General features: G+C 39.3%; 12 protein-coding genes. 4 read left to right on the forward strand and 8 right to left on the reverse strand.

What is annotated here, in order from left to right; genetic code table 11:
* Positions 1 to 9 precede the first annotated feature (9 nt).
* On the reverse strand, positions 10 to 819 hold the full coding sequence (locus tag LCM02_RS12515) for a carboxypeptidase-like regulatory domain-containing protein (RefSeq protein WP_224930539.1): 810 nt from the start codon (positions 817 to 819) through the stop codon (positions 10 to 12).
* A gap of 234 nt (positions 820 to 1,053) precedes the next feature.
* Between LCM02_RS12515 and LCM02_RS12520 the strand changes: the two genes are divergently transcribed.
* Entirely contained in the window at positions 1,054 to 2,625 is a 1,572-nt protein-coding gene (locus LCM02_RS12520; protein WP_224930543.1) for a Gfo/Idh/MocA family oxidoreductase, read from the forward strand.
* A gap of 95 nt (positions 2,626 to 2,720) precedes the next feature.
* Positions 2,721 to 4,037 (forward strand): APC family permease, encoded by a 1,317-nt coding sequence (locus LCM02_RS12525; protein ID WP_224930547.1) that lies wholly within the window; start codon positions 2,721 to 2,723, stop codon positions 4,035 to 4,037.
* A gap of 49 nt (positions 4,038 to 4,086) precedes the next feature.
* Here the strand turns inward: LCM02_RS12525 and LCM02_RS12530 are convergent, their stop codons facing one another.
* Positions 4,087 to 4,794, reverse strand: coding sequence for a LytR/AlgR family response regulator transcription factor (locus tag LCM02_RS12530; RefSeq protein WP_262902522.1), 708 nt, complete (start codon positions 4,792 to 4,794; stop codon positions 4,087 to 4,089).
* The gene (locus LCM02_RS12535) at positions 4,787 to 5,809 is read right to left on the reverse strand and encodes a sensor histidine kinase (protein WP_224930550.1); all 1,023 of its coding nucleotides are present in this window, start codon (positions 5,807 to 5,809) and stop codon (positions 4,787 to 4,789) included. The genes LCM02_RS12530 and LCM02_RS12535 overlap by 8 nt, the downstream gene beginning before the upstream one ends.
* Before the next feature lie 210 nt (positions 5,810 to 6,019).
* On the opposite strand from LCM02_RS12535, the gene LCM02_RS12540 reads away from it, so the two are divergent.
* The gene (locus tag LCM02_RS12540) at positions 6,020 to 8,392 is read left to right on the forward strand and encodes an outer membrane beta-barrel family protein (protein ID WP_224930553.1); all 2,373 of its coding nucleotides are present in this window, start codon (positions 6,020 to 6,022) and stop codon (positions 8,390 to 8,392) included.
* Between the two features lie 29 nt (positions 8,393 to 8,421).
* Here the strand turns inward: LCM02_RS12540 and LCM02_RS12545 are convergent, their stop codons facing one another.
* From LCM02_RS12545 to LCM02_RS12560, 4 genes are all read right to left on the reverse strand, one after another.
* Positions 8,422 to 9,270, reverse strand: a complete 849-nt coding sequence (locus LCM02_RS12545) for a pyruvate, water dikinase regulatory protein (protein ID WP_224930556.1) — start codon at positions 9,268 to 9,270, stop codon at positions 8,422 to 8,424.
* A 73-nt stretch (positions 9,271 to 9,343) separates the two neighbouring features.
* Positions 9,344 to 9,736 (reverse strand): DUF2784 domain-containing protein, encoded by a 393-nt coding sequence (locus LCM02_RS12550; RefSeq protein WP_224930558.1) that lies wholly within the window; start codon positions 9,734 to 9,736, stop codon positions 9,344 to 9,346.
* 240 nt (positions 9,737 to 9,976) lie between these two features.
* Positions 9,977 to 11,755 (reverse strand): NHL repeat-containing protein, encoded by a 1,779-nt coding sequence (locus tag LCM02_RS12555; protein WP_224930563.1) that lies wholly within the window; start codon positions 11,753 to 11,755, stop codon positions 9,977 to 9,979.
* A 296-nt stretch (positions 11,756 to 12,051) separates the two neighbouring features.
* Positions 12,052 to 13,278: an aminotransferase class V-fold PLP-dependent enzyme gene (locus tag LCM02_RS12560; protein WP_224930566.1), complete on the reverse strand. Its 1,227-nt coding sequence runs from the start codon at positions 13,276 to 13,278 to the stop codon at positions 12,052 to 12,054.
* Positions 13,279 to 13,527: 249 nt separating this feature from the next.
* Here LCM02_RS12560 and LCM02_RS12565 point away from each other — a divergent pair, with 249 nt between their 5' ends.
* Entirely contained in the window at positions 13,528 to 15,960 is a 2,433-nt protein-coding gene (locus LCM02_RS12565; RefSeq protein ID WP_224930570.1) for a S9 family peptidase, read from the forward strand.
* 14 nt (positions 15,961 to 15,974) lie between these two features.
* Here LCM02_RS12565 and LCM02_RS12570 read toward each other — a convergent pair whose 3' ends face one another.
* Positions 15,975 to 16,703: a glutamine amidotransferase gene (locus LCM02_RS12570; protein ID WP_224930573.1), complete on the reverse strand. Its 729-nt coding sequence runs from the start codon at positions 16,701 to 16,703 to the stop codon at positions 15,975 to 15,977.
* Between the last annotated feature and the right edge of the window lie 42 nt (positions 16,704 to 16,745).

Genomic DNA, 16,745 nt, shown 5'->3' on the forward strand with positions numbered 1-16,745 from the left:
GGCACCTTACTAATCAAATCCGGTTTGAGTATCCAAAAATGTTTTACTCTTTCTGCTCAGAAGATCAAGAAGTTCTATCTCGTGGCCATAATTCAACAGGTCAAAATCAAAGGTATCGTCTTCCACATAGCGAATGAATTCTTCAACGCGATGCTCGGGAATACTAAAATTTTCAACTAAATAATCGGATCCAAAATAGTATTTAATGTATTCGGCAGGTACTTCCGGAACACCTGCTGCCTTTTTGTTTTTTACTTCAGACCTGAAAAGTGGTATCAGAAGCATATCAACAATATTAACCACATCCAGGCCATTGACCGTTGTTTTTCCTTGTTCGTTCTTTTCAAGATTCCTTATTTGACTTTGGCTATCATCAGTTAAACCGTAAATTTCATCATTGCTTATACCAAAATAAAAGGCATTTTGTTTCGGGTTAAAAGAATCTAACTTATTGGCATCTGCCACCAATGTGCCGCTTAGTTCTTTATAGGTTACTACTACTTCTTGAAGTACATTCATTTTTTCAATCAAATAAACCCTCATCCTTTTTGATTCTAATACGGCATTGTTCACCTTGACATTAATGCTTTGATATTCCAGGGCTCTAAACTCTAAAAGGTCATTTAAGGCTACAGAGATGATGAAATTCCCTTTTGCATCCGTCACAGCTCCTTTCTGAGAGGAGGTATTGAAAATAGTAATTCCTTCCAGATCACTGCCTTCTACAATGATTTTACCAACAATATTTTCTCGTTTGATCTCTTGAGAAACTGTTAGAAAGCAAGTGAAAATCATAAATACTGACAGAAATATTTTCATAGTCGAGGGCTTTACTATAAAGATAGGCATAAAACAATTGATTTGGAGATGAAATAATATAATCCTTTGTTAAATTAAAAAGATTCCAAAAAGAATGTATTTATAACGATTTCAGCATTCGTCAAAACTATGATCTAAAATTCTGTTTATTTTGTTCAAACTATTGGGGATTTTGAGGTAAAATTATAACTTGTAAGACGCAAAACCCATAATAATCAACCAGATACCTTTATTATGAAAGAATATACCGGTTCAACCAAAACAGAATTGTCCAAAGAATCTTCAAAAGCAAATCCCAAGGGGTCAATTGATCGCAGAAAGTTTATTGAAGGAGTAAGTTCAGCAGCTATAGGTCTGACCATTGTACCGTCAACTGTATTGGGAGGAAGGCATGTTGCTCCAAGCGATAAAATAAATGTAGCCTACATTGGTTTGGGTACGCAAGGTCTTCGTCAACTACCGGATATTATTCAATTGCCGGATGTTCATATCGCCGCGGTTTGTGATCCGCAGAGAAAAGCGATTAACTACTATGACTGGGGACCAACCTGGCTGCGTGATCAGATGCGAGAATTAACTGGTAATCCAAACTGGACTACGGGGGGCAACAATACGATTCCTGGTGGTTTGGATAATGGGAAAGAGATTGTAGACGCTTATTATGCCAAAACAGGAAAGAATTACAAATGCAATCCGTATACCGATTTTCGTGAGTTGCTGGAGAAAGAAAAAGACCTGGATGCCATTCAGGTTATGACACCAGATCACTTGCACGGGATCATCTGTGGGGCCGCCTTAAAGCGCAATATCGCTGTTTCGGTACACAAACCATTGTCAAACCGTTTAATAGAAGCTAATAAGGTGTTTGAAATGGCAAATGAATCAAGCGTAACGACCCATCTGCAACCCTGGGATTTAAATGGTGAGGATATGCCCAAAATAATGGACTGGATCAACAACGGAGCCATAGGAGAATTGCAGGAGGTTCATAACTGGTCCTTCCGTCCGGTATGGCCGCAATATGCTAATTTACCTGCCGATACACCCAAGGTGCCAGATGGTTTTGACTGGGATCTGTGGCTGGGTCCTGAAGCGGACAGGCCTTATCATCCACATTATACCAATATGACCTTTAGAGGCTGGTATGACTTTGGAGGTGGTTCCATGGCAGACATGGGGCATTATAGTTTATGGACCGTTTTTGAGCATTTGAAGCTGGGCAGGCCATCTATTGTAGAGCCTAATTTTAATCATGTCTGTGGTATCACCGATAAAGGAACTGCCTTTAAAATTCAAAATGATTTTAGCTTTCCTTATGCAAGTTCCATGCGTTTCAAATATCCTGCCGTTGAAGGCCGCCCGGCCATAGACCTGGTCTGGTATGATGGTGGAATGCGTCCTCCGGTTCCTGATGAGTTTTACGAGCAGGGAATTGAATTCCCGTCAGAAGGGATCATGTTTAAAGGGAGTAAAGGCATTATTATGACCCGAGGTTTTCACGCAACGGCCCCTTATTTACTTTCCGAAGGGGTGAAGGACAGTAAGGAAGTCACTGCGGCTGCGGGAGCCGTAAAAATGCCTGGAATACAGCGTTTTATTGAGGGGATTAAGAAGGGTAAGCAAATAGAAGGAGGGTTCCGTCAGGCCTGGCACATAACTGAAGCTGTGAATTTGTATGCAGTGGCCCTTCGTTCTCAAAAAACCTTGCATTACGATGCTGATGCGATGAAAATTAAAAATGACCAAAAAGCAAATGAATACCTGAACAGATCCTATAGAAAAGGCTGGGGGCTGAATGAAGTATGACTTATTTAGCTTAAGGCCAAAAGTTCTGATATTAGTGCCTAAGAACATTTGTTATGTTTTACTTTCCTATCTTACATGACAAATCAAACCCTAATATGGCACCATCAGAAAAAGAAGAAGGATTAAAACGCGTCATTGGCGTTACGGGATTATCGCTTAATATTGTAAATATCACCATTGGAGCCGGTATTTTTGCTCTTCCTGCAGGGGTTGCAATTGCCCTGGGAGGGTTTTCGGTATTTGCCTACATTTTTTGTGGCTTGATGATGGCAGCGATTATGCTCTGTTATGCGGAAATAGGAACCAGAATTACAAATTCTGGAGGAAGTTATGCCTATGTTGAAGCCGCTTTTGGAGATTACGCCGGATTTATCGTAAGCTGGTTAATGGTTTTTGGCTGGAGTATATTGGGAAGTGCAGCTTTAATGAATCTCATTGCAGATTCAGTTGCCGTTGTAATACCCGTTTTTTCTGAAAAAGGGATGCGTGTTTTCTTACATGCCGTTCTTCTTGGATTTTTGCTTATCACGAATATTAGAGGAGCCAGGGAAGGTGTGGCTTTTATAAAAGTGATTACCATTATTAAGTTGTTACCATTGATCGGTATTATAATTTTTGGATTCTCCTCAATAGATACAGCAAATTTGCAATGGGAACATTTACCGAGGTTTGAAACCTTTTCAAGTGCCACTTTGGTATTGTTTTTTGCCTTTGCAGGTTTTGAAACAGCGCTTGGGGTTAGTGGTGAGATTAAGAATCCGCAACGCACGATCCCTTTGGGGATTTTGTTTGGAGGTGCTATTATATTGGTGATCTATTTATTGTTGCAAGCTGTGACCCAGGGAATTTTGGGAAATGAAATGCTTGAAGTAAAAGATGCTCCCCTTGCTGCAGTGGCCAACAGAATTGTGGGACCGGCAGGTTCATTGATCCTTTTGCTGGCGGCGGCAATATCCTGCTTTGGGTCGGTAAGCACTGATATTTTAAACACACCTCGCGTTATCTTTGCAGGTTCCAATGATGGATTGTTTCCTAAGTTTCTGGGAAAAGTTCATCCAAAATTCGCAACCCCTTATTGGTCAATTACCTGTTTTGTTGCGTTGATTTTTGTCTTTTCTGTTTGGGGTAGTTTTGAGCAGCTCGCCTTGCTGGCAAGTGCCGCGATACTTCTGATTTATCTCATGGTCATTTTTGCTACCATCAGGTTAAAAGTGAAAAATAAAGCGGCTAATAAAAAAATTTTTAAAGTGCCAGGTGGATTGCTTGTGCCCTTAGTGGCTATTGCATGTATTGTCTGGTTATTAAGTAGTTTAAGTAAAATGGAAATACTAGCTACAATTGTTTTTATCGCATTTGTTAGCGTCATCTTTTTTGCAATGAAATGGATTAAAAAAAGAGCCGGAGTTGAGTAAAGACTTATGGATAATATTGGGTTTTGGGGTTTTCCGATAAAAACCAATTTTATTTTCCTTTTAAATAGCTCTCGTCTAAAATCTTTTTATAAGTTCGCCCTATGGGTACTCTGGCATTCGTATGCAAGTGAATCTCATTTCTTGATATTTTCTCAACCATCTTTAAATTCACGATATAGGATTTATGAACTCGGATAAATTCATGGTCGCTTAAGCTGTCTTCCCAATACTTTAATGACTCAGAGGAGATTAGTTTCTTATCTGCGTAATAGATATCCGTATAATCTGCATCCGAATTGATATGGGAGATTTGATCGATATCTATTTTGATGTATTCATGTCCGGATTTTAAAAACAAGGATTTTGTGGCCTTTGTGCCGGATTCATTGGCGTCCTGGACCTTAGGATCATTCAAGGGTAGTTTTGAAACCGCTTTGACAAAACGCTGAAAGGAAAAAGGTTTCAGCAAATAATCCACTACATCCAGGTCATAACTCTCCAAGGCATAATCGGTAAAAGCGGTGGTGAGGATGACCTTAGGAGGATTTGAAATGGATTTTAAAAATTCTATACCCGACAATTTAGGCAGATGAATATCCAGGAAAATCAGATCGACGGGTCTTGAATTTAAAAAAGACAAGGCCCTTAATGGATCGGAAAATGTTTCCAACAAGTTCAGAGAGCCCACATCTTCTATATACCGTTGTAAAATACGTTGAGCAGGTGCCTGATCCTCTATGATAATACAATCAATCAACTTCTAATGGGTTTAACTGAATTTCCAAAAATACATGATACAGTTCCTTTTGATCGGTTATAGTCAGTGTATGCTGTTTTGGATAGAGTAAGTTAAGTCTTTTTTGAACATTTTTCAATCCGATTCCTTTGGAGAGGCTTTCTGTATTTGATTGTTCCTGAAATGTGTTGCTGCATTCAAACGTGAGTTTACCTTTGGTGTTTACGGTTAAATGAATAGCTATTTCAATAGAATCGGATTGGCTGGATGTACTGTGTTTAAAGGCATTCTCTATGAAAACCATCAAAAGCAATGGTGCTATTTGAAATCCGGTTCCCTGGATATCCGATGTAAAAGAAACCTTTCCTCTTCCCTCCAAATGCATCTTATGCAAATGAATATAATTCTCCAGCTGTTCAATTTCCTTGTTAATACTCACGTATCTGGCTTTGCATTCATAAAGGGTATATCGAAGAAAATCTGATAAGGCCAAAATGATCTCTGGGGTTTTATTCGACTTTTCAACAGCATGAGCATATAGATTATTCAGGTTATTGAACAAAAAGTGCGGATTTATCTGAGTCTTTAGCAGCTGTAGTTCACTTTCCTGAGCCTTTAATTTGACTTCATCGAGCTCCTTTTGTTTGATAACAGCATCCCAGGCAAATTTGAACCCGGACAGGATAATTATGGGAGGGAGTACATCCAGTAAATTAAAAAAGATGTTAGGAATGTACTTACCCCGGGTATCCGGATAGTAGATCTTTTCCAAAACACCCTCTTCTATGACGATTACAGCAGAGATGAGCACAAAAAACCAGAAAAAGAAGCCTATGTAATTTTTTTTGTACAAAAACCGATCGAGTAAAATGTAATTCACAACCATGGCAGCGGCGACATAGGTTGAGAAAAAAACGATCTCATGCTCCTCTATCAAGGGGTCATTCTTGTCAAAGGAATAAAACAGGAAAACGATGATGATCAAAATCAATTGAAACAACAGTTCTGTTGACCATCTGTATTTTGTCTTGATCATTTTTGAAGGCTTTGTTCAGCAAATATATATACAAATTTTTCAGTGTTTAGGCATCAAATCCGCGAACGACATATTTTTACCGGTTAATGCATTTTTTTACTGGTAAATGTTTTAGCTGTCATTGACAAGATGATTTCTGTCGTTCACGGAATTGTTTTTAAAAACCGGCAAGAATTGGATTTCTTTGCATGAAATAACTAAAGAGAGTACATGAGTTCCGTAAAATATATGATTCTGGTTTTGTTTGTAGCCGCGGTTAATTCGCTTTTGGCTCAGAACAATGCTATCACCGTAACCGGTAAAATTGTGGAAGAAATCAATGAAGAACCTGTGCCCTTTGCGACAGTTTTGATAAGGGATTCCGAATCCAATGAAAACATCACCGGAACAACCAGTGATGAAGATGGGAAATTTATCCTCCAGGCGACAAGTTCAAAATTTAGCGTGGAAATTAGTTTTATTGGTTTTGAGAACATGATTGTTTCTGAATTCTCCATTGACGGGGGTGAGGCTGATTTAGGAGTTATTAGGCTGAAAAAGATCAATACTGTCCTTGATGAAGTTGAATTAAGAGCCGAGAAATCTTCAACTGAATTTAAGCTCGATCGAAGAGTTTTTAATGTCGGAAAAGATTTGAGCTCAACAGGAATGGGAGCTTTGGAACTGCTAAATAATGTTCCCTCTGTAAATGTAAGTATTGAAGGTGAAGTCAGTTTAAGAGGAAGCTCAGGCGTTCAGATCCTGATTGACGGAAAACCTTCGATTATTGCCGATGATCCGGCCAATACACTGAGTTCTATCACCGCAGAAATGATCGAAAGAATAGAGGTGATTACGAATCCATCTGCAAAATACGATGCAGAAGGAACTTCAGGAATTTTGAATATTGTTTTGAAAAAGGATGATAAGACTGGAATGAACGGGTCCGTAACCATAAATACGGGTATTCCAGACAACCATAGTATTGGATTTAGTCTTAATCGCAGAACGGAAAAGTTCAATCTATTTACGCAGCTTGGAGTTGGCTACAGATCCTTGCCACGGGACAGTGAGAACAGCAATCAGGATCTCGTGAACAACACCACAGTGAACAGTACAGGGACCGAGTATCGCAACGAAAATTTTTACAATATTATTTTAGGAAGTGACTACTATATCAACGAGCTCAATGTAATAACCCTTTCGGGAAATTATGCCTATGAAATTGAAGATCAGCCTTCAGAAACGAATTTCAGTTATTTTGACAGTTCCGGAGATTTGGTGTCTTCCTGGATACGTGAAGAGACTACAGAAGCAACAAATCCAAAATGGCAATTTGATCTGCAGTTCAAAAGGGAATTTGAAGATTCGGAAGATCATCTCCTTTTATTTAGTACCCAGGGTCGTTTTTTTGGTAAAGACCAGGCTTCGGAGTTTGAGGTGACCCCTACAGAGGGTGATCTGGAATTTAATGATCAACAAACCGAAACTGAGTTTCAACAGGCGGAATATATCTTTAAACTGGATTACACGAAACCCTTTTCAGAACGTATAACCATGGAACTTGGTTCACAGTATTTTATCAGTGATGTTGGGAATGACTACACGGTTCGAAATTTGATCGACGGGGAATGGGTTACTGACCCCAATCTTACCAATAATTTTGAGTTTGATCAAAAGGTTTTTGGAGTTTACGGCACCTTTGCTTATGAAGGTGAGGTCTGGGGGTTCAAGGGCGGTCTTCGATTGGAGAACACCGATCTTCAGACTTTTTTGACGGATACAGAAGAGAGGAACAGTCAGTACTATACGGATTTGTTTCCAAGTGCGCATATCTCCTATAAACTATCCGATGTTACTTCATTTCAACTGGGTTATTCCTCAAGAATATATCGGCCAAGGCTGTGGGATCTGAACCCATTTTTCAATATCAGGAATGATTTTGTCATAAGAAAAGGAAACCCATACTTGCAACCAGAGTATACAGATTCGTTTGAACTTATCAGTATTCTGGTTTTTGAAAAGATATCGTTAAATGCCGGAGTTTACTATATCTACACCACTGATGTCATCGAACGCGTTACCACCTTTGAGGACAATGTGAGTATTACGACTCCGGAAAACGTTGGTACGAATCAACGCATCGGATTTGAGGCCAATTTCAAATACAGCCCCATCAAATGGTTTACCCTGAACGGAGACTTCAATTACGGTTATTTCAAGCGACTCGGTGAGTTTGAGGACCAGTCTTTCGATTTTACAGGCGATCAATGGACCTCGAGATTGACGGGAAAGTTTAAATTACCGGCCCAGTTCGAACTTGAAATTATCGGTAATCACAGATCCTCCTTTCAAAACATTCAAAGCGAGATATCCAGTGTGACTTTTGCGGATCTAGGTTTAAGAAAGAAAATTTCCAAAGGAAAACTGGTCCTGAATTTTAGTATACGTGATATTTTCGCTTCAAGAAACCGGGAAATAATGACTTCTGGTGATGATTTTTATGTCTACAGCAACAGTCTTAGAGGGCGTTTTGTAACCCTGGGTCTGAGCTATGGATTTGGGAAAGGGGAAGCCATGACCTACTCAGGAAGAAGGCGATAACTAATTATGATATCTGAATAATTTTATGTCTAGTCGTCGATAAACTGATTTTCTTCGCCAAATCGGTCTATAATGAGGCCAATTATTTCATTTGCTGTGGATTCAATGGCTTTGTTGGAAATATTTATTTGTGTAAATCCACCTCTTTTAAAAAGAAATTTGGCATACTGCAGTTCCTGGCCAACTGTTTTCGTATCCGTGTAGTTCATCGTTGATAAATTACCCATGCCTTTCCATCTTTTTTGTCGCTGTATGACTAAATGGTTTAGATTGATGTTTAAACCAAAAACCCTGTTCTTATCAATTTCAAATAATTCTTTAGGTGGGTCGATTCCTTTTATAAGCGGCACATTGGCCACCTTCCATCCAAACATGGACATGTATACACTTAAGGGTGTTTTTCCGCATCTTGACACTCCGGTAACTACAATATCTGCTTTACTGAGATCCTGGGAATTAAGTCCGTCATCATGATGGAGTGTATATTCCATTGCCTCAATTCTCTTATAGTATTGGGCATTAATTTTATGATAAAGACCTGGCGTATTTACAGATTTCAGTCCATAATCCCTTTCTATGATATTAGCTAGGCCACCCATTAGATCCGCTTGTTTTACCTCTTGCTTTTCACATTCTTCGATCAAAAAGGATCTCATATCAGAATTAACCATGGTGTGGGTAAGTATCCCATTGGCTTTCTTAACTCTTTTAATAATCTCTAAGACCTTTTCTTCTGTGCGGACATCAGGAATCAGTTTAACTTTTAACTTGTTTTCCGGATATTGAATAATCAGGGTCTGGACAATCGTATGCCCGGTTACACCTTTACCTCCGGATACAACAAAAATTGAAATGGTATCTTTAGTTGTATTCCTCATAATTGTGAAGTTTGATAGCCTTAACAAATGTAGTGACAGATGAGGTGAATTTCAATAAAGATAAAGGGATATTTTATCTGTTTTTTTTACTTCTTTTGAATTTTTGAATATTCAAATAGATGCTGATACTAAATGAAGTAAAAAATAGTATAGCAGTTCCGTAATCAATCAAATTTTCAGGGAAATTAATATGGGTTAGTTTGAGTATAAGAAAATGAATGTAGGAAGAACTCCGATTATCATATCCCAGCATTTCTCTTACTTGCCAGTGCCAGTCTGTGCAAATACAATAACCCCAGCCAAACCATATTCCCAGGATGAACCATGAAAAAGCAGTAAGGCAAAGAGTAATCAAGTTCGCAAAACGCCATCGAGGGACCATCCACCCAAAAACATTGAAAAGGATCAGAATTGAATGAAATCCAAAAAAGAATAGATCTAAAATTTTAAGAAGCGATTCAGGCATTATTTTAGAATTTTCTGAAGACGAAAATCATTAATTGGTGTTATTAGCCCTTAAATATAGCTAAAAATGCGGTTGGCATTGGATTATGAAATGAGAAGCAGCCGGGCAGACACATATCAAAAATAAGGTTGTGTAAAATAAAACGATTCCAGAATTAAAAACTCTGGAATCGTTTTATTAAGATAAGGCTGTAGGTTTTACCTAATACGAATCTTAAATTCACAAAAAATTGAATCAACCTTACTCTTTAGAAATACGATAAAGTACATTGGCTCCCCCACCAGTAACATAAATGTCACCCGAAGGACCTACAGCTACGCCGTCAAACCACCAGGTTGGAATACTATTAGGTAGAGAAGGTCCACTCAGTTCGAGGCCATCCACAATGGTTGTTACATTATCACCCGGATCTTTTTCCAAGTCGATGCGTAACAGACTGGAAGTCCCAGTTTCAACGACAACCAGACTACCTTCTTTTTCAAACGCCAGACCTTCTGGAAATTTAAGATTGGTTGCAACTGGTTCAGGTGTATTTGGTGTATTGCCATTAAAATTGATCTCCCATACAATACCGGATCCCCAGTCAGCTACCCATAATTTTACCCCGTCAGTTGCCAAACCACCTGGTGCAAATACAGATGAGCCGTCTATGGGAAGTATAGGGTTTTTGCTATTTGCCCAAACCACGCCGCCAAGTCCGAGATCTGAAACTGCAATTTCACCATTCACCCTTGCAGCGTCAATAGGAAATACCATTTGATACTCTTCACTGACATCATTTGTTTTCGGGCTCCAGGATTGAACCAATCCGCTGAACCAAGAAGTAACCACGAGATTATTTCCATCCGGCTGAACAGAAAATGGCATGGTCAGTTTATCAGTCTCTGGCACTAAATACCCTTTGAAAACCTCTTCTTCTTTACCGGTACGGCCATTGAAATTTCGCATTCTAAATAAGTCGCCGACAAAAATGGCATCCTTGTTATTTTTTCCAGATAAAACAGCAACGCCTTGGGGCCCAATCATGCCTCCTCCGCTGATGGTGCGAGCCTGGCCACTTGGAAGAATTTGTATGATCCAGCCAAAATCGGCATTGGAGATATAGAGGTTGCCTTCAGAATCAAAAGCCAGATTATCAAGACCAGGTTGTAATGTAGTAAACAGAGTTTTGTCTCCAGTGTTATGATCTACCTTCCAAACTTTACCGTTTTGATCCAATACAGTGAGGAATCCATCAGGCCCGAATTTTGCAGCTACGGGATATTCCCAATCCTCATCATCATTCACAACTTCAGCTATTCCATCTGTAAAAGGGTCGGATGAGGTGGCATCTCCCCATTCACCTACATTTACTCTAATAACCTCTTTACGTAAAAATGAAGGCCCATATAAGAGTCCATCGGGGCCAAAGTCAAAGGCATTGAAAAAGCCCAGTGGAAAAGGATTTGTCGCACTTGGGATTATTATCTCCCGAAAAGTACTAAGATCGTCAGGATCCAGTTCATAAAGTCCGTCACCTTGAAAGTCCAAAGCAACAAAGAGTCTTTGACTACCGTCATCCGTGAAGGTGATTGGATTAACTCCATCTGCAAGATAACTTTTGTCTATTACATTACCATTCAAATCCATTCGTTTAACGAATCCGGTCAGGATATCCGTAAAGTATATGGATTCACCATCGGGATGAAATACAAGGTCATCCGGACCTTCCACGTCATAACCGTTTACTCCAAATCTATTGAGTATTTTTCCATTTTGATTATTCATGGCAACAATTTCCTGACCATAGAAACTGGCAATATAGAGGACATCGTCAGGACCAAAGTTTATTCCGTTCGTCCCGCGTATATGAGCACCTCGGGCTATTTCTTTTGCCTTAATTGCATTCTTAGATTTGTTGGCCTCAGGGCTTTCTTCAGTCAAAATAGAGTCTGGGCTACAGGAAAAGGCCGTTACAATGAGCATTGCCATAGCAAGCTTAAAGATAAATGTTAAAATACTTTGTTTTTTTGTTTTCATGAGGGTCTGGTTTGAGGGTTAAACAAAAGGGAAAGGTCACCAACAAGCTTATTTGAGTCGTACAAAAGGATTTTTAAATTCCAATAAGGACTTCTGATTACTTGAATTTAGGGTTTATTTGTTAAGTTTTTAACGTAAAAAGGACGAATGAATAGTTTAAATGTCCGAAAGTCTTAGAAAAGTTTCCGAAGATTTTTTTGATTTAGGGAATCATTAGCCAAAGGTATATGATCATGATCCAATTTTATGTACTTTCCAATTATTTCGGGATCGATTGTTATGTGTTTTTGCTCCAACTATAAGGCAACTTTTAACCCCTCAATAAGTTGATCAATGTCTTCCATGCTTGTATAATGAAGAAAGGAAATTCGGATCACACCCGGTTGTCTTGGGATTTTCATGTCATCCAAAGGCCGGACCGCATAAAAATTACCCATACCCAACATCAACTTGTGTTCTGTTAAAGTGGCATATACCTTTTTAATATTTTTCTTTCGTGGAATAATAGAAACGATTGGGGCTCTTTCTTTTGAAGTATCGGGCCCTACGATCTGGACATCATCACGGCTTTTCAGGAAATCAAGTAATGGCCCCAGAAGTTTGGTCTCATGGTTTTGAAATAAGCTATTGACTGCTCTATTTCTTTCAGCAGGACCGGCCTGTTCCTTAAAATGATGTTCATAAACCAAGTCAAAATAATCCAGTATTCCACTTGCGGCAGCAATTTGGGCATGATCCGGGCCTGCAGGGGTTAGCATGCTTCGCGTAATACCTTCCTTAAAAAAATGACTTTGGTTTTCCATTTTACCAATCAATTCTTTGTCAACATACATCAAGCCCAAATGAGGACCAAATGTCTTGTATAAGGAAAATAGATAAATATCTGCTCCCAGTTCTTTAAGGTCAGGGAATCCATGAGGGGCATAACCAACTCCGTCAACTACAGAAAGTGCTCCATAATCATGTGCTCTTTGACTAATAGCTTTTACAGGGTTAATATGTCCAATTACATTCGAACAATGAGGAAAAGCCACCATTTTTGTTCGCTTCGAAATCAAGGAATCCAGCTCTTCAAGGCTTAACAATCCGGTATCACGATCAACGTGCCATTCTTTTATTATCATACCGCGATCTGCCAGTCTTCTCCAGGCGCCTGCATTGGCTTCGTGATCCTGACAAGAAACAATGATTTCATCACCATTTTCCCACATCGGGCGCATAGCATTGGCCAGCACATAAATATTCTGCGTAGTGGAAGGACCAAAATGAACTTCTGTTGGATCAACATTCAAATAATCCGCCATCCTTTTGTAAGAAGCATCCATCAACCTGCCTGCCATAATGGAGGCTGGATAAGGATAATTGACCTGCACCTTATTCTTCATATAAAAATCTGTGAGTCTTTTAATGACTTGTTTGCAGGGGTAGGATCCTCCTGCATTTTCAAAAAAAGCCCACCCTTGCAGTGAAGGTTCACTAAAGGCGGGAAACTGTTTTCTTACAAATTCTAAATCAAGTGTCATTTTCCTAATTGGTTTTATATTCCTCCCGGTATGGTGTTTATCTTTTCATTTTTGACAGCGTTATTTTGCTTAGAGTGACTGAAATCTAAATATAGGTAAATTGATGTGATTTGATGCTGAAAATTGAAATCATTGAAGTATTTTTCAAGCACAGTTTCATCATCTAATATATCTTAAACCAAATTTTAAAGTATAAATCAATTATCACTAAATTCGTATCACTTAACTTCAAAAAACAATTTCCGCGTTATGAAAAAAGTATTCTTCATTCTTGCTTGTTTGATCAATGGCTTTGCATTTGGCCAACAGAATTTAGATTATCAGAAACCTCCTCAAGAAATAATAGAACTTGTTGATATTCAAAGGGCCCCATGGGTTCTTCTCAATGAGGATAAGGATTACATGTTATTGATTTACAGGGACCAATACAAATCAATTGAAGACCTATCTAAGAATGAATTAAGGTTAGCCGGGCTGCGAATAGACCCTAAAACGAATATTGGTAGTCGAACCACTTATTATAATAATATCCAGGTGAAGGACTTAACAAAAAAAGAAAGCCAACAGACGCAGGTTTCAGGACTTCCCGCTAATGCGAAACTGTCAAACTTTAGCTGGTCGCCAGATCAGACAAAAATGGCGATGACTAATACGGTGAAAGAAGGGGTTGAGTTATGGGTTCTTGACTTGGAAACGGCAAGTATCAAGAAGCTTACCGATGCCAGCATTAATGCAAATATGGGCTATGTTCTTAATTGGTTCGAGGACGGGAATTCTTTGCTTGTGAAAATGATATCAGCCGAAAGAAGCGGGTTAATTGATACCAGGACGGTCGTGCCAACAGGACCCACTATTTCTGTTAATGAAGGGAAGAAGGCCCAGAACAGGACCTATCAGGACTTGCTTAAAAATAAAAATGATGAGTATAATTTTGAGCAACTGGCCTTATCTGAATTGTATAAAATCGGCCTGGACGGATCGAAGAATAAATGGAGCAAGAGTAGCATGTATCACCGGATTTCATTTTCTCCCGATGGTAATTATGTCATGGTTACAAGTATAGATAAACCTTTTTCGTATTTGGTTCCTTACAGAAGATTTCCATCCAATACGTCCATATATGATAAGGAGGGAAATCTGATTGAGGTTGTATCGAAAGTGCCGCTGATAGAGGATTTACCAAAGGGATTTATGGCGGTTAGAGAAGGAAAAAGGGAATTTGGGTGGAGAAACGATAAACCTTCTACCCTTGTTTATGTTAAAGCTTTAGATAAAGGCGATCCTGAGGTTGCCACAGACCATAGGGATGAGGTTTTCCAACTTGACGCCCCTTTCAAGGGTGAAGGTCAAAGTGTTTTAAAGACGGAAAACAGATTTTATAACTTGTTTTGGGGAAATGATGATATAGCCATAGCCTATGATTACTGGTGGAATACACGTAACATGAAAACCTATGTTTTTGATCCTTCAGATAACACCAAGCAACCAAAAAAAATATTTGATCGAAACTATCAGGACCAGTATAGCGATCCGGGCGATTTCGTAATGAAAAGGAATGATATGGGAAGCGAGGTTTTGGCTCTTTCAAATGGATCCGCTTATTTGTTAGGGGATGGTTACACCGAAAAGGGGCAGTTTCCATTTTTAGATCAGATGGATCTAAATTCAGGCGACACCAAAAGGTTATATGTATCTGAAATGGACGACAAGGTTGAATCTCTTCAGGAATTCGACCCTAAGACCAAACAGTTGGTGGTTAGAATAGAGTCACCCTCGGCCTATCCGAATTTCTTTTTCAGAAGTTTAAAGAAGAATAAACTGACTCAGCTCACTTTTAATGAGAACCCTTTTAAGAGCATAACGGGAGGTTATAAGGAAGTCATTAAATATAAGAGAGATGACGGACTCGAACTCTCGGGAACTTTATACCTTCCTGTTGGATATGACATGGAACAGAAGGAAAAGTTACCCCTGCTAATCTGGGCATATCCGGAAGAATTCAAAGACAGGTCCAGTGCAGGACAAAATATCAAGAATCAGAATAAATTCACGTATCCTTCTTATGGGTCCATGATTTACTGGATCACTCAAGGGTATGCGGTTTTAGATGATGCATCATTTCCAATTATTGGAGAAGGCGAGGAGGAACCCAATGATACCTTCAGGTCGCAGTTGGTGGCTAACGCCAAAGCGGCCATAGACGCTGTGGATGCCTTGGGATTTATTGATAGAAACAGGGTTGCCGTTGGCGGACACAGTTACGGGGCATTTATGGTTGCTAATCTTCTTGCTCATTCTGACTTGTTTGCGGCGGGGATAGCCCGAAGCGGAGCTTACAACCGAACGCTGACTCCATTTGGATTTCAAAGAGAGGAAAGAAACTACTGGGAAGCCCCTGATGTTTATTATACCATGTCACCGTTTATGCATGCCGAAAAGGTAAATGAACCTATTTTACTGGTTCACGGAGAGGCGGACAATAATTCGGGTACTTATCCGATGCAGAGCGAAAGGTATTTCAATGCCTTAAAAGGATTAGGAGCAACCGCACGTCTTGTCATTTTACCCAAAGAAAGTCACGGCTACAGGGCAAAGGAAAGTATACTTCACGTTTTATGGGAACAGGATCAATGGTTGGATAAATATGTAAAGAACAGGAAAGAACCTTCAAGTATGGAATGAAATAAAAGTTAGGACTATTGATATCTGGAAACGAATCGTCTCAAAATTTCTTTGGGGACGGGAGTTTGAACGTTCTTAAGATTCGAGATCAGTTCATCGGCCTGTTCAGGATGGAAATAACCGTGATTCTTATAGATTTTTATTCTTAAAATGAATTCATCTTCATCAGCTTCAGGGTGAAATTGTGCTGCATAGATATTTTTCTTAATACGAAACATTTGGACGGGGCAAGCTGGTGAGGAAGCTAATAAAACGGCATTTGAGGGTACCTCATCACAGGCTTCCTTGTGTCCCGCCAGCGCAAGAAACCGCTTAGGTAACCCGATAAGTAAAGGATCTTTTTCCCCTTCTTCGGAGAGGGTAACATTTATACTGCCAATGGGCTCGGAGTATTTCGTTGAAATCGTGGTGCCGTAGTAGTTTCCTAACAATCCGTTACCCGAGCAGATTCCCAGAAAGGGGAAATCCATTGTAATTAACTGATCAAATAAACTGTTAAAAAAGGATTCAATATTTCGCTGAGTGGCAGTCTTTTTTTCTTCCGGGCAGGAAACGTCAAAAGGACTGCCACCGGCTATGATAGCGCTGTAATTATCGAGATGAATTTGATGATTTTCAACTTGTTCCGCTCGAATTCGATCAACAAATTCTCTGTTGATTTTACCAACCCTTAAAATTGATTCAAACTCACTTTCACAAGTTTCATTTTCGGGCCGCATATGTAAAATGAGAATTTTTTTCACACTCTTATTCTTTATCAAATCGCATGGCATCCGGATTTTCAA

Source organism: Lutimonas saemankumensis, assembly GCF_020171465.1.
Lineage (GTDB): Bacteria > Bacteroidota > Bacteroidia > Flavobacteriales > Flavobacteriaceae > Lutimonas > Lutimonas saemankumensis.

Excerpts from the sequence above, each read along its gene's own strand:
- LCM02_RS12515 (WP_224930539.1), bottom strand. The coding sequence starts at position 819 with ATGAAAATATTTCTGTCAGTATTTATGATTTTCACTTGCTTTCTAACA.
- LCM02_RS12520 (WP_224930543.1), top strand. The coding sequence starts at position 1,054 with ATGAAAGAATATACCGGTTCAACCAAAACAGAATTGTCCAAAGAATCT.
- LCM02_RS12525 (WP_224930547.1), top strand. The coding sequence starts at position 2,721 with ATGGCACCATCAGAAAAAGAAGAAGGATTAAAACGCGTCATTGGCGTT.
- LCM02_RS12535 (WP_224930550.1), bottom strand. The coding sequence starts at position 5,809 with ATGATCAAGACAAAATACAGATGGTCAACAGAACTGTTGTTTCAATTG.
- LCM02_RS12540 (WP_224930553.1), top strand. The coding sequence starts at position 6,020 with ATGAGTTCCGTAAAATATATGATTCTGGTTTTGTTTGTAGCCGCGGTT.
- LCM02_RS12545 (WP_224930556.1), bottom strand. The coding sequence starts at position 9,270 with ATGAGGAATACAACTAAAGATACCATTTCAATTTTTGTTGTATCCGGA.
- LCM02_RS12550 (WP_224930558.1), bottom strand. The coding sequence starts at position 9,736 with ATGCCTGAATCGCTTCTTAAAATTTTAGATCTATTCTTTTTTGGATTT.
- LCM02_RS12555 (WP_224930563.1), bottom strand. The coding sequence starts at position 11,755 with ATGAAAACAAAAAAACAAAGTATTTTAACATTTATCTTTAAGCTTGCT.
- LCM02_RS12560 (WP_224930566.1), bottom strand. The coding sequence starts at position 13,278 with ATGACACTTGATTTAGAATTTGTAAGAAAACAGTTTCCCGCCTTTAGT.
- LCM02_RS12565 (WP_224930570.1), top strand. The coding sequence starts at position 13,528 with ATGAAAAAAGTATTCTTCATTCTTGCTTGTTTGATCAATGGCTTTGCA.